This is a genomic window from Blautia hansenii DSM 20583 (assembly GCF_002222595.2).
GTDB lineage: Bacteria > Bacillota > Clostridia > Lachnospirales > Lachnospiraceae > Blautia > Blautia hansenii.
Map to the genome: position 1 here is coordinate 356,774 of NZ_CP022413.2, position 13,415 is coordinate 370,188.

At 39.9% G+C, this 13,415-nt stretch carries 13 protein-coding genes; 11 read left to right on the forward strand and 2 right to left on the reverse strand.

The genetic code is table 11. The features are described from left to right. Positions 1-32: 32 nt before the first annotated feature. Positions 33-1,433 carry an alanine/glycine:cation symporter family protein gene (locus CGC63_RS01745; protein ID WP_004221537.1) on the forward strand — a complete coding sequence of 467 codons (1,401 nt, stop codon included), beginning with the start codon at positions 33-35 and terminating at the stop codon, positions 1,431-1,433. A gap of 76 nt (positions 1,434-1,509) precedes the next feature. On the opposite strand, the gene CGC63_RS01750 is transcribed toward CGC63_RS01745, so the two are convergent. Further along, complete coding sequence (locus tag CGC63_RS01750; RefSeq protein ID WP_004221535.1) at positions 1,510-2,250, reverse strand: lysophospholipid acyltransferase family protein; 741 nt, start codon at positions 2,248-2,250, stop codon at positions 1,510-1,512. Between the two features lie 163 nt (positions 2,251-2,413). Between CGC63_RS01750 and CGC63_RS01755 the strand changes: the two genes are divergently transcribed. The 9 genes from CGC63_RS01755 (at position 2,414) to CGC63_RS01795 (ending at position 11,487) form a co-directional block, all read left to right on the forward strand. After that, the gene (locus CGC63_RS01755; RefSeq protein WP_009247485.1) at positions 2,414-2,824 is read left to right on the forward strand and encodes a protease complex subunit PrcB family protein; all 411 of its coding nucleotides are present in this window, start codon (positions 2,414-2,416) and stop codon (positions 2,822-2,824) included. Positions 2,825-2,839: 15 nt separating this feature from the next. Further along, positions 2,840-4,399, forward strand: a complete 1,560-nt coding sequence (locus tag CGC63_RS01760) for a DUF3794 and LysM peptidoglycan-binding domain-containing protein (RefSeq protein WP_004221526.1) — start codon at positions 2,840-2,842, stop codon at positions 4,397-4,399. A gap of 155 nt (positions 4,400-4,554) precedes the next feature. After that, positions 4,555-5,427, forward strand: a complete 873-nt coding sequence (gene ispE, locus CGC63_RS01765; RefSeq protein WP_004221524.1) for a 4-(cytidine 5'-diphospho)-2-C-methyl-D-erythritol kinase — start codon at positions 4,555-4,557, stop codon at positions 5,425-5,427. A 5-nt stretch (positions 5,428-5,432) separates the two neighbouring features. Next, positions 5,433-6,098 (forward strand): GntR family transcriptional regulator, encoded by a 666-nt coding sequence (locus CGC63_RS01770; protein WP_004221522.1) that lies wholly within the window; start codon positions 5,433-5,435, stop codon positions 6,096-6,098. 199 nt (positions 6,099-6,297) lie between these two features. After that, a complete protein-coding gene (locus CGC63_RS01775; protein ID WP_004221520.1) occupies positions 6,298-7,794 on the forward strand; it encodes a spore germination protein in 1,497 nt (498 codons plus the stop codon). Position 7,795: 1 nt separating this feature from the next. Then, entirely contained in the window at positions 7,796-9,451 is a 1,656-nt protein-coding gene (locus CGC63_RS01780) for a GerAB/ArcD/ProY family transporter (RefSeq protein WP_004221517.1), read from the forward strand. 26 nt (positions 9,452-9,477) lie between these two features. Further along, on the forward strand, positions 9,478-10,140 hold the full coding sequence (spoIIR, locus tag CGC63_RS01785) for a stage II sporulation protein R (RefSeq protein WP_004221515.1): 663 nt from the start codon (positions 9,478-9,480) through the stop codon (positions 10,138-10,140). 70 nt (positions 10,141-10,210) lie between these two features. Continuing rightward, positions 10,211-11,032, forward strand: a complete 822-nt coding sequence (murI, locus tag CGC63_RS01790) for a glutamate racemase (protein ID WP_004221513.1) — start codon at positions 10,211-10,213, stop codon at positions 11,030-11,032. A 2-nt stretch (positions 11,033-11,034) separates the two neighbouring features. Beyond that, positions 11,035-11,487 (forward strand): YwiB family protein, encoded by a 453-nt coding sequence (locus tag CGC63_RS01795; protein ID WP_004221511.1) that lies wholly within the window; start codon positions 11,035-11,037, stop codon positions 11,485-11,487. 128 nt (positions 11,488-11,615) lie between these two features. Here the strand turns inward: CGC63_RS01795 and CGC63_RS01800 are convergent, their stop codons facing one another. After that, on the reverse strand, positions 11,616-12,068 hold the full coding sequence (locus tag CGC63_RS01800; RefSeq protein WP_004221509.1) for a hypothetical protein: 453 nt from the start codon (positions 12,066-12,068) through the stop codon (positions 11,616-11,618). Between the two features lie 163 nt (positions 12,069-12,231). Between CGC63_RS01800 and tig the strand changes: the two genes are divergently transcribed. Further along, complete coding sequence (gene tig / locus CGC63_RS01805) at positions 12,232-13,404, forward strand: trigger factor (protein ID WP_004221507.1); 1,173 nt, start codon at positions 12,232-12,234, stop codon at positions 13,402-13,404. Positions 13,405-13,415: the final 11 nt, after the last annotated feature.

Genomic DNA, 13,415 nt, shown 5'->3' on the forward strand with positions numbered 1-13,415 from the left:
TAAAATACTATAACGTAAGGAGGAAATGACACATGCTGAACAACATTTTAAGTGCAGTAAATGATTGGATGTATACGTATCTTTTATTATTTCTGCTGGTAGGAACGGGAATATATTTTACAATAAGAACACGTTTCGTACAGTTGAGATTATTAAAAGAGTCGTTTCATGTATTAAAGGAAAAAGCAGGAGAAGAAAACGGGAAAAAACAGGTTTCTTCTTTTCAGGCATTGATGATTTCCACAGCTTCCAGAGTCGGAACAGGAAATATTGCAGGAATTGCCACTGCGATTGCAGCAGGCGGAGCAGGAGCAGTTTTCTGGATGTGGCTTATGGCAGTCATTGGCGGAGCATCCGCTTTTATTGAAAGTACCTTGGCACAGGTTTATAAAGTGAAGGACAAAGAGGAATTTCGAGGAGGTCCTTCCTATTATATGGAGAAAGCGCTTGGCAAACGCTGGCTGGGGATTTTATTTTCAGTTCTTTTGATTATTTGCTTTGCTTATGGTTTTAACGGGCTTCAATCCTTCAATATGTCATCTTCTTTGGAATATTATATTCCGGGTTATAGCGATACGGTTTATCCTATGCTTGTGGGATTGATTTTGGCAGTAGGAACAGCCTTTGTTATTTTTGGCGGAGTACACAGAATTGGTTTTATCACATCTGTATTAGTACCGATTATGGCAGGTGCTTATCTCCTAATCGGACTTTATACAGTCATTACCAATATTACAGAGCTTCCGAAAGTGTTTTCTATGATTTTTTCTCAGGCATTTGATTTCAAGGCATTTGCAGGAGGTATGGCAGGAAGCGCTGTGGTAATCGGTATTAAAAGAGGTCTTTTTTCCAATGAAGCAGGTATGGGAAGCGCTCCCAATGCTTCTGCAAGCGCATCTGTAAGTCATCCGGCAAAACAGGGAATGGTACAGGTTTTATCTGTGTTTATTGATACTCTGTTAATATGCTCTGCAACAGCTATGATGCTGTTACTTTCCGGTGTGCAGGGTGAGTCCGGCGTATTAGACGGTATTCCTTTTGTGCAGAAGGCTATTTCCGCAAACGTAGGAAATTGGGGCATTCATTTTATCACACTTTCCATTTTTGCCTTTGCATTCAGTAGCTTGATTGGAAATTATTATTATGCAGAGTCGAATATTCTGTTTATTAAAAATAATAAAAAATTGTTATTTATTTTCCGTATTACCTGTCTTTTAGCAGTATTTTTCGGAGCACAGGCAGACTTCTCCATGATGTGGAATATTGCGGACATTACGATGGGATGTATGGCAACCGTAAATATTCTGGTCATTTTGGTTCTTGGAAATACGGCGATGAAAGTATTAAAAGATTACGAAAAACAGAAAAAAGAAGGAAAAAATCCTGTTTTTAAAGCAAAAGATGTGGGAATAGAGAACACGGAGTGCTGGTAAAGTAAGTCGATACTGAAAAAGGTATACATTTGATGCAAATTAAGCGTTCAATGTATACCTTTTTTAGTAGAGTTTTTTAAACTAAATCGTGATTTTTTTCTAACATTTCTAAAATAACTTTCTGTGTATACGCCCCTAGATGCTTTTTATCTTCCTTTTCTAATTGGTCAGGATAAATGGGAGCGCCATATTCAACTACTACCTTGCAAGGCTTGATTTTTGGAAAATGTGCTTCAAAAATTTCAGCAGAGTTGCTGATTGCAATGGGAATAATCGGGCATCCTGCCTTTGTGGCGATTTTAAAGCTGCCTTCGTGGAAAGGAAGCATTTCCAGTTCGTTTTCTCCCTTATTTCTTGTACCTTCAGGGAAAATACAAATAGAAATTCCGCTTTTCACTTTATCAATGGCAGTTAAAATAGTTTTCATTCCGGCTTTAATATCCTGTCTGTCTAAGAACAGGCAATGAAGATAACGCATCCATGTAGAAAGCAGAGGGATTGGCTCCATTTCTTTTTTGGCAATATAGCCGGTTAAATCAGGGCATAAAGTGTAAGTCAGCAGAATATCAAAAAAACTTCTGTGGTTTCCGATATACAGTACAGCCTGATTGGTAGGAACATTTTCATGGCCGATAATAGTGATTTTTGCACCGGTAACCTTCAGAACAAATTTGAAAACTGTTTGAATAATACGCAGGGAGCTGATATCCTTTGCTCGTTTGTTGAACTTCCCTACAATCCATTCCACAATAAGAATAGGAATAGACAGAATTAAGTATCCGATAACGCAGATACATACAATAAGAAATCGAAACATAATAAATAACCTTTCTTTCTTTTGAATAATTAATTGTGCAGGCCCAACCTATCTAATAAAGTATAATGAAATCATCTCTAATATGCAAGGATTAGTACGCATATTTCAGAAAAAATTCGCATACATTTAGGATAAGACTGGCAAAGTGAAGGTGGCGTAAGATGTGAAAAAAGGAACAGCCATAATCCTGCTTTTGACAGTGATATCCTGCTTTTTATGTGGCTGCAGCATTGAAAAAGTAAGGGCAATGGACGGTGTAAAACCGGAGTATACCGTTATGAAAGAGGAAGATTATCCTGAAAAAGTAAAAGAATTGATAGGTGAGAATAAGGCAAAGGAATTTCAGATGACTTATCAGGATGCAGGATATCTTTACCTCATGAAAGGATATGGAGAACAGAAAACAGGAGGGTACAGCATACAAATTGAAGATTTATCCCTGTGGGATAATGCAATTCATTTACAGACGACGTTGCTTGGTCCGCAGGATGGCGAAGAACTGAAGGAGGAAGCATCTTATCCCTGTCTGGTGATTAAGATGAAATATCGGGAAGAGCCGGTTATTTTTGAATAGAAAAGGGGTAGTGGTGTGGAACTGGTAACAAAAAATATGTATATGCTTCAAAAAAAGTGCGAGGCAGTTAATCAGATTACTTTTGATGAGGATTTAAACGTTCCTGATGTAAAGCCGGATATCGGGCGCATGATACAGAAAAAGGGCGATATCCAGTTAGAGGATATTCAGATAAGCGAGGGGCGTGCATATATTACAGGGGCGCTGGTAGTGAGTCTTTTATACGTCAGCGACAATGAAGAAAGACGCCTTCAAAGCCTTATGGGAACATTGCGTATTGGAGAGACTCTAAACTTAGAGGGGCTGGAAAGCGGAGATAAAGTACAGTTAAAATGGGATATCGAGGATTTGAGCGTTCAGCTTATAAATTCCAGAAAATTGAATATAAAGGCATTAGTGACTTTTACAGCTTACGTGGAGGAAAGTAAAGAGTTGGAGCTGCCCGTTGCCGTGGAAGATGATGAAATTTCCCAGAAAAAAGAGGATATTTCTATTCTCGGTACTGTGATACATAAAAAAGACACCATGCGTGTAAAAGAGGATATTTCTCTAAGCTCTAACAAACCGGATATTTATGAACTGCTTTGGAATACCGTAGAGGTAAGAGGGTTGGATATTCGTGCGGAAAACGATAAAATTGCAGTAAAGGGAGAGCTGTTTGTCTTTGCTCTTTACAGCGGAAATGATGATAATAATTCCCTGCAATGGCTGGAGCATTCTGTTCCCTTTTATCAGGAGCTGGAGTGTGTGGGCTGCACACAGGAAATGATACCCAATGTGGAAATTTCCATGCCCCAAGGTGATTTAAAGGTGAAACAGGATGAAGACGGAGAAGAGCGTGTCATTGGCGTGGACGTTGTTTTGGAGCTGGAACTGAAAATTTATGAGGAAGAGGAATTATCTCTTCTCATGGATGTATACACGCCGTTAAAAGAGTGTGAGGCAGTCAGGGAAAATCAGGTATTGGAAAGTCTGCTGGTGAAAAATTTTTCAAAGTGCAAGGTGAATGACAGGATTAAAATAGAAAACAGTCACGGAAAAATTTTGCAGATTTGTCACAGCGACGGAAATGTAAAAGTAGACAGCAGCAGAATTGTAGAAAACGGAATTGAGGTGGAGGGCGTTGTCCAAATTCGGATTTTATATATTATCGGGGATGATGATATGCCGTTTTATTCCATGGAAACCATGATACCCTTCCGGCATATAATCGAGGCAGAGCAGATTACAGAAAATTGTGTTTATTATATGCGAGCGGACTTAGAGCAATTGTCCACGACCATGATTGACAGCGATGAAATCGAGGCCAAAATCGTGATTAACTTAAATGCGCTGGTAATGAAGCAGAGAGAAACAGGAATTATCCAAAATATTGAAGAAAGAGAGCTGGACAGGGAAAAACTGCGTAATATGCCGGGAATTGTAGGATATCAGGTGCAGCCGCAGGATACCCTTTGGGATATTGCAAAGCGGTTTTATACGACCATTGATACAATTTTAGAATTGAATGAAATGGAAAATGAAACAATCAAACCGTATGACACCTTAGTGCTTATGAAAAAAGTAGAAAAATAAAATATTTTCAGTAAGAGGAGCGGTTTCGTGTAAACGGCTCCTTTAAAAATAGGAGGAAATTGTTTGGCTATCTTGCCAGTTGAAAAAAAATATGTTTTCATATAGAATAGAATGTACTAAAAGGAATACAATATACAAAAGTCGGAGGAGAAGCCATGAGATTAAGAGCGTTGGCAAAAATCAATCTTGGTTTAGATGTTCTGCGTAAAAGAGAAGACGGATATCATGAATTGCGCATGATTATGCAGACAATTAATATGTACGACCAATTAGATATAGAAATCAGTAAAACACCGGGAATTAAAATTACTACCAATCTGCCTTTCATACCGGTAAATGAAAGCAATCTGGTATATAAAGCGGCGAAACTTTTGATGGATGAATTTCAAGTAGAGCAGGGAATTACCGTAGATTTGCAGAAATTTATTCCTGTGGCGGCAGGCATGGCAGGCGGAAGCTCTGATGCGGCAGCAACCATGATTGGAGTAAATCGTTTGTTTGGATTGGGACTTTCTGTAAAAGAGCTGATGGAAAGAGGCGTGAAAATCGGTGCAGACGTGCCATATTGTCTTTTAAGAGGAACTGCGTTGGCAGAGGGAATTGGAGACAAGCTCCGTGCCCTTCCTGCGTGTCCGGATTGTTATGTGCTTATCGGAAAGCCGGCAATCAGCGTGTCTACAAAGTTTGTCTATGAAAATCTTCATGCCAATGAATTAGAGTATCATCCTGAAATTGATAAAATGCTGGATGCAATTCAGTGGCATAATTTGAATAAGATTGCAGACTGCATGGGAAATGTATTAGAAACGGTTACAATTCCTCATTATCCGGTTATTCAGAAAATTAAAGATCACATGAAAGAACATGGGGCATTAAATGCTATGATGAGCGGCAGCGGCCCTACGGTATTCGGATTATTTGATGATAAAGCAACGGCGGAAAACGCCTGTGAAGCGCTGCGGGAAAGCCGTCTGGCAAGAACCGTTTTTTTGACAACAGTATTTAACAATGGCGGAAGGAGAAAATAGCAGGAATGGATTTGGAAATGAATATGGACGACTACCTTCCTTTAAGGGATGTGGTTTTTAATACATTGAGAAGGGCGATTTTGAAGGGAGAACTAAAACCGGGAGAACGTCTGATGGAAATTGCTCTGGCAGACAAGCTGGGAGTCAGCCGTACTCCTATCAGAGAAGCAATCCGTAAGCTGGAGCTGGAAGGACTTGTTGTGATGGCTCCCAGAAAGGGTGCAAAAGTTGCTTCCATTACAGAGAGAGACTTAAATGATGTGCTGGAGGTCAGAAAAGGAATGGAGGTTTTAGCCATTTCCCTTGCCTGTGAGAGAATTACAAAGGAAGAAATGGAACATCTGGAAAAAATTGAAGCACATTTTCAAACGCTTATTGAGTCTGATAATTTAACAGAACTGGCAGAAGTAGATGTGGAATTTCATGACACTATTTATCAGGCAACCAATAATAAACGTCTGGTACAGCTTTTAAATAATTTAAGAGAGCAGATGTATCGTTATCGTATGGAATATTTAAAAGATATTGCTGTGCGCCGTACATTGGCAGAAGAACATAAATCTATTTGTGAGGCTCTGAGAGTAAGAGATGAAAAAAAGGCTTTAAGCTATGTACAACTTCATATTGATAATCAGCAAAAAGCAATTATTCGTAGTTTAAATCAAGAATAAAAGAGAATATGGGTGAGATAATAAAAGGAGATGTTGCATGAAATTTATGTGACAACTCCTTTTTATTGTACAAACACGGCTTCCAAAACATCACTATGCTCAAAAAACTGCGAAAATGTTCCTAATCATTTGCCATTGAAATACGGAGCTGTGTTCATCACTGTTCATTCAGCTTTAAAACTATTTTGAGGAGAAAATTATGAACAACACAATCTCAACACATATTGATGAAAACGAAGAATACGTAAGAAAACGCTTGCAAAACTGTGATGACTGTATTATTCGTCCCATGCTTTTAGGGGAAGGTAAGAAGATACGCTGTCTGGTCGTCTACATCGAAGTTGCCGTAAGCAATATGGTGCTGGAGGATTCTGTAATTGGTAAGCTGGTAAATCATATATGGGAGATGCCGGGGGATGAGCTGATTGAATTTGTCAAAGATAATGGAATGGGAATTTCTGATGTACAGCCGTTAGAAAATATGGATAAAGCATTTGCTTCTATGTTGGCAGGGAATGCTATATTTTTTATAGATGGTTATAATAAGGCAATTAAAATTGGAAGTAAGGGGTATCCCAATCTTAGTGTTTCAGAATCCAGCAGAGAAAAAGTGCTTCGTGGTTCAAAAGAGGGATTTACTGATGCGGTAAAAACAAATGCCGCATTAGTGCGAAAGAGAATTCGAGATACAAGATTGAAAGTAAAGCAGAAAACACTGGGAGAGAGAAGTCAGACTTTGGTGCAGCTTCTATATATGGAGGATTTAGTTCGGCCGGAGCTTTTGTCAGACATTGAAGAACGTTTGGCATCTTTTGTGATTGACGGGATTTTAGATACCGGAGCTATTGAACAGCTTACAGAGAAGCATTGGCTTTCGCCTTTTCCTCAGTTTCAGACTACAGAGAGACCGGATAAGTGTGCGGCAGAAATCCTAAATGGCAGAATTTTACTGCTGTGTGATCATTCTCCTACAGGGATTTTGCTTCCGGCAGTTTTAAATGATTTTTTACAGGTGAGTGAGGATAATTACAATCATTTTGAAATCGTAAGTTTTCAGCGTCTTATTCGCTATTTTGCTTTGTTTTTAACGTTACTGTTTTCCGGAACATATCTTGCGGTTACCAATTTCCATACGCAGGTATTGCCTACCAATCTGATTTTATCTTTTTCCGAGGCGCGACAAGGTGTTCCCTTTCCGGCTCTTTTGGAAGTATTGTTTATGGAAATTGCCTTTGAAACCATTCGGGAGGCAGGCGTGCGTATGCCGGGACCGCTGGGAGGAACCATAGGTATTGTAGGAGGTTTGATTGTGGGGCAGGCAGCAGTAGAGGCGAATTTGGTAAGCCCTATTGTGGTGGTAGTAGTTGCTGTGACAGCTCTGTGTTCACTGGCAATTCCAAATCAGGAGTTTTCAGCGCCTTTTCGGATGTTGAAATTCGGTTTTATTTTTCTGGGAGGAACTTTGGGGGTGTTTGGAATTTTGCTAGGACTTTATCTGGTTATCAGTCATCTGGCAGGATTAAAGAGTTTCGGAATTCCTTATCTCACTCCTTTTGCAGCTCAAAATCAGACAGGGTACAGAGGAGAGCAGGACGGAACGGTTCGTGCTCCTTTTCGCTTTCTTACTAAAAGACCTCTGTATGCAAGGCGCGAGGAACAGGTAAAACTCCGAACAAAGAAGAAAGGAGGGGTATGATATGTTTGCAGACAATGCCAGAATTTCTCACAGACAGCTGTTTCGGCAAATTGTTCTGGGACTTATCGGGATTTACACATTGGCAATTCCTGTGTTTCCGGAGGTTTCAGGAAGGCAGGGAATATTGTGTTTACTTACTGCAATGGCAGTTTATCTCCTTTTCTGTATTTATTTTATCCGAATAAAAACAGTTATGCAAAATCCCAGAAGATATATGGGGAAAATATTAGGCAGCGTTTTTGTTTTTTTGTATATGTCATGGCTGTGGCTGATGGGAGTGTATCTTCTTTTGATGACAGCCAGAATTACAGACCGCTTTCTGATAGAGGGCAGTGTGTACTGGATTGTAATTGTTCTGGCAGGCATAGTTACGTATCTGGGCAGCCATCAGGGACTGGAAAGGCGGGGAAGAATGGCAGAGGTATGTTTTCCTGTTTTTCTCTTTATTCTGGCAGGAATGTTGTGCCTTGGAATTTTACGGATGAAAAGCTATTATTTGGGTGAGCTGGGGGATTTAACCTTGCAGGGGTGGTTAAAAGGCAGCTATCAGGTTTTTTGTGCGTTCTTGCCGTTTACATTTTTGCCTGTGGCGCTGGGAAATGTGAAAAAACCGGGAGAAACGGGAAAGGTCATGAGGGGGGCATTATTTCTTGTGACAGGAATTTTGATGTTGTGTCTTTTATTGCTTCAGGGAAGCTTTGGAATTGGAGGATATGAGCACAGTCGGTATCCCATGGTTGAATTTATGGCAGGCATCCGAATTCCGGGAGATTTTCTGGAGCGTGTGGATATTTTCTGGGTGGCTGCGGTAATGTTCAGCATGTTGTTTGCGCTGGGAGGTGTGTTTTTCTATAATCATGAGCTTTTGGTGCGGACAGATATGGAAAAAGGAGCGCCTTTTCTGGCAGCGGGAGTGGTGGCAGCAGCCTTAATATGTGAGAAAGCACAGGTATCACCGGAGCTTTTTTGGGAAATTACAGGGTGGTTTTACGGACCATTGTTCCTGCTCCTTCTTATCTATGCAGGCTTTGCAGGGAAAAAGAAATCTGTTTTTGTAAAAGGAGCGGCAATTTTACTGTGTATGCTTCCCCTGTCAGGCTGTGGGGTGTCTCTGGAAAACAGAGCCTTTCCGTTGTCCATGAGCGCAGATTATAAAGATGGAAGCTTTGAACTGATTTATGGTATTCCGGGCTTGGGAGAAATTACAGGACAAGGGAAAAATCAGGAGGAGCAGCCTCAGGCAATTTTTTATCAGGGAGCTACTCCCAAGGAAGCGGAAGAGGCGTTTAACAGAAATCAAAAAAATTATCTGGATATGGGACACATGAAAATCATTCTTTTAGGCAAGGATTTGCTGGAAAACGAGGATGCTTTGTTTGAATTTTTAAATTATTTAGAGGAAAAGCCTTCCGTGGCGGGAAATATTTATGTGTTTTCCTGTGAAGATGTGAAGGCTCTTATGAGCTTTGACACACAGGGAGGGGAGTCTGTGGGAGATTATCTTACAGGAATTTTAGAAAATAATCTGGAAGGCAAGCCCAAAAACGCAGTAACCCTTCAGGATTTATACAATAGGTGGCACAGAAAGGAACAGCTGCCACAGCTTTTAGAGGCAGAATTGGTGAATAAAAGACCGCAAATCCGTCAATACTCCTGATAACAAAATCAGGAGGTACATAAAAGTTGAGTGAAAAACAGAAAGACAGAAAAATCTGGTTGGCAGCAGCAGTTCTGGGGCTGGCATTGACCTTATTTTTAACAGGAATAAATACGGTTCGTTTAAAGCGGGAAAACAGAGAAATACAGGCACGCCTTGACAGGGAAATCCAACAGGGGATTGCAAGTGAGGTGTTCCGCCTCCACGTTATCGCAAATAGTGATAAAGAGGCAGACCAGAAGCTGAAATTACAGGTGAAAAATAAAATTGTGGAGTACTTACAGCAAAAATTAAATCCTGATGCCGGTTTAGAAGAAACAAAAGAGATGGTACTCATTCATTTACAGGAAATAGAGGAAGAAGCAGAAAAGACAGTAAAGGAGTCAGGATTTGACTATGAAGTTCATGCAGCAGTAGAGAATACGTATTTTCCTGACAAAACTTATGGAGATTGTACTTTTCCGGCAGGTGAGTACGAAGCTCTGAATGTGCGTATTGGAAAGGCACAGGGGCATAACTGGTGGTGTGTGCTTTATCCCAGTTTATGTTTTGTTGATGATACTTACGGTATAGTGACAGAAGAAAAGAAAGAGGATTTAAAGGCAGTACTTACGGATGAGGAATTTGATGAGATTTTAAAAAATCCACAGGAAAAGCTCAAGGTGAGGATAGGATTTCGTTGGTTTTAACCTTGCAATATCCCTTTGTTAAGGGTAAAATGGAGAACAGACGATAAAATGACAGTTATGAGGTTATTGTATGAAATATAAAAAAACAGCGCCCATTGGCGTTTTTGATTCCGGAGTAGGCGGTCTGACGGTTGCAAGAGAGATTATGCGAAATCTGCCTCATGAGAAAATCGTGTATTTTGGTGATACTGCCAGAGTTCCTTATGGAAGTAAGTCAAAAGAAACAATTTTACGTTATTCCAGACAGATTGTCCGTTTTTTACAGACACAGGAAGTAAAAGCCATTGTAGTAGCCTGTAATACGGCAAGTGCTTTGGCTCTTGAAACAATCAGCGAAGAAATTGATATTCCTATTATCGGTGTAGTAAAGCCCGGAGCAAAGGTGGCAGCGCAGACGACCAGAAATAAAAAGATTGGACTTATCGGTACAAGAGCAACAGTAAAGTCGGATTTATACCGTAAGACGATTCAGGCAGAAAATCCAGAGATTGAGGTAATCGGACAGCCGTGTCCTCTGTTTGTGCCCTTGGTAGAAGAAGGATGGCTGAAAGATTCCGTTACTATAGAGGTTGCCAAGCGATATTTGGCACCATTATTAGAGAAGGATATAGATACTCTTATTTTAGGCTGTACCCATTATCCGCTTCTTCGCTCTACTTTAAAAACACTGGTAGGAGATGGAGTAACTTTAGTAAATCCTGCTTATGAGACGGCAAAGGAATTACAACGGCTTTTAAAAGAACAGGGTATGGAGAATGAGATACATACAGATGAGGAATTTCCTTACCGCTTTTTCGTCAGTGATGAGGAGGAATGTTTTCAGGAATTTGCAAATTCCATTCTTCCCTATAACGTAAAACGAACAGAGCAGATTAATATTGAGGAGTTTTAGAAATGACAAAGGATGTTTTAGTTACAGTAAAAGGACTTCAGAGCATGGAAGACGGCAGTCCTCCTGAAGAAGTAGAAATGGTGGCAAAAGGCGAATACTATTATAAAAACGGTCACCATTATATTTTTTATAATGAAACCATTGAAGGATTTACAGAGCAGAACAGAAACAGCATTAAAATCTCAGAAAACAGCGTGGAAGTAAAGAAAAAAGGACTTACCAATATGCAGATGATTTTCGAGGAGCAAAAGAAAAATATCAGTTATTACGCCACTCCCTTCGGAAATCTTCAAATGGGAATTGCAGCGACTAATATTGATATAAAAGAACAGGAGAAAAGTCTGGAGCTTTGTATTGACTATGCGCTGGAAATTAACGGAGAGCATGCGGCAGACTGTCAGATTGCGGTGAGTGTCAAAGAAAAGAACAGCGGTGAATTTTCCTTAAACATATAAAAAGGGATTATTACTTTAAGAAGTGATAAAAAAGAGTTGGAGTATTAAGTGATTTCCAGAATATTTCTGGATGATACTTAATACTCCAATACTTTTTTGTGTATACTTACTTGAAGTAATAATCCTGTTTATTTCTGGGCAGACGCAGCTTTTTCTTTCATGCGTTTGAACCAGCCCTTTTTCTTAGCCGGAGGTGTTAGGGAACCACGAAGTCCTCTTACTCCTACAATGTAAATACCGCTTACATCGGCTTTGATTTCTTTCTTTACAGGAATTAAGTCAAATATTGCTTCGTCAGCTACTAAAGTCATAATCTTTGGACCGATTTTGGCTTTTACGATAGGCAGCTTAGAACGACGCATAAGCTTTGGAGTCTGGTCGATAACCATCTGAGGCAGACCGGATTGCTTAATAGGCAGACGTTTTTTATCAATGATAAGCATTGACATTGTCTGTTTCATGGCATCCAGCTGTACCTGTTGTTCTTCTTGTTTTTTCTGAGCCTTTTTTCCAAGGAAAAAGAGAACAATAATACCAATGATTAAAAGAACCAAAACAACCAGAAGTATTTTCGTAAGCATTTCTGTTAATCCTCCTATTATTTCAGTAATTCATACTTAGAATATTCTAGCACCCTTTCATGGAAAAGGCAACTAAAAATCCCCTGAAACCCTTTCTTTTTCGGTGGTAATATGGTATAACTGCTTTTGTATACTAATTTTAAACGGAGAGGAAATAAAAGGCATGAAGAAAAAAATGATAATCCTTCTGCTGACATTGGGAATTCTGGGTACAGCAATGGGTTGTGGCGAAAAGAAGGACAAGACAGAGGATAAAGAAGGAACAAAAACAGAGCAGTCTGCGCAGGAGGACTTTAAGCTGACAAATAAAGACGGAAAAGTAGTTGCGGCGGACATTAACAAGATAGAAGATTATATTACTTTAGGAGAATATAAAAATCTTCAGGTAACAGAAGCGCCAAAGGCATCTGTGACAGACGAAGAAGTAGAGAACAGTATTTCCTATAAGCTTATGAGCCAGTATAAGGTGGAAGTGACAGAGGACAGAGCGGTTCAGCAGGATGATATCGTAAACATCGATTTCACAGGTTATATGGATGGCGAGGAATTTGAAGGCGGTTCTGCACAGGGTGAAGACCTGCTTATTGGCTCCGGTTCTATGATTGAAGGGTTCGAGGATGGATTAGTGGGACACAAAAAAGGAGAAGAAGTGACCTTAGACCTGACTTTTCCGGTAGATTATAGAGCAACAGAGCTGCAAGGAAAAGCAGTGCAGTTTAAGGTGAAAATTAACAGTATTTCTGTGAAGCCGGAGCTTACCGATGAATGGGCAGCGGCAAATACAGATTATAAAACTGTGGAAGAATTCAGAGCGGCAGAAAAAGAGGCAATGCAGAAAAGCATTGATTTAGAATATGAAGGTCAGGTGAAATCTGATTTGTTCTCTATGGTCGTAGAGGCAACAGAGTTTAAGGAATATCCGGAAGCTCTTTTAGAACAGGGCAAAAAGGACGTAAGGGAAAGACTTGACCAGATGTATCAGGCGCAGTTCCAGATGACTTTAGACGACTATGTAAAACAGCAGGGAATTTCTGAGGAAGAAGTAGAGCAGGTACTGACAGAGTCCACACAGACTTATTTACAGCAGAATTTAATCGTACAGGCTATTTTCAATGCAGAAGGAATTGAAATGAGCGAAGAAGACTATACAGCAGAAGAGGCAAAATTCGCAGAATTAAACGGATTTCCTGATGTAGAAACCATGAAAATGTATTATGGCGATTTAAATGTATTAAAAGACAGTGTACTTTGGAACAAGGCATGCGATGTGATTGTAGAAACTGCTACGGTAACAGAGCAGGAGCCGGAAGCTGATACACAGGCTGCACAGGAATAGTGGACAGAAAC

Excerpts from the sequence above, each read along its gene's own strand:
- CGC63_RS01745 (WP_004221537.1), top strand. The coding sequence starts at position 33 with ATGCTGAACAACATTTTAAGTGCAGTAAATGATTGGATGTATACGTAT.
- CGC63_RS01750 (WP_004221535.1), bottom strand. The coding sequence starts at position 2,250 with ATGTTTCGATTTCTTATTGTATGTATCTGCGTTATCGGATACTTAATT.
- ispE (WP_004221524.1), top strand. The coding sequence starts at position 4,555 with ATGAGATTAAGAGCGTTGGCAAAAATCAATCTTGGTTTAGATGTTCTG.
- CGC63_RS01770 (WP_004221522.1), top strand. The coding sequence starts at position 5,433 with ATGGATTTGGAAATGAATATGGACGACTACCTTCCTTTAAGGGATGTG.
- CGC63_RS01775 (WP_004221520.1), top strand. The coding sequence starts at position 6,298 with ATGAACAACACAATCTCAACACATATTGATGAAAACGAAGAATACGTA.
- CGC63_RS01780 (WP_004221517.1), top strand. The coding sequence starts at position 7,796 with ATGTTTGCAGACAATGCCAGAATTTCTCACAGACAGCTGTTTCGGCAA.
- murI (WP_004221513.1), top strand. The coding sequence starts at position 10,211 with ATGAAATATAAAAAAACAGCGCCCATTGGCGTTTTTGATTCCGGAGTA.
- CGC63_RS01795 (WP_004221511.1), top strand. The coding sequence starts at position 11,035 with ATGACAAAGGATGTTTTAGTTACAGTAAAAGGACTTCAGAGCATGGAA.
- CGC63_RS01800 (WP_004221509.1), bottom strand. The coding sequence starts at position 12,068 with ATGCTTACGAAAATACTTCTGGTTGTTTTGGTTCTTTTAATCATTGGT.
- tig (WP_004221507.1), top strand. The coding sequence starts at position 12,232 with ATGAAGAAAAAAATGATAATCCTTCTGCTGACATTGGGAATTCTGGGT.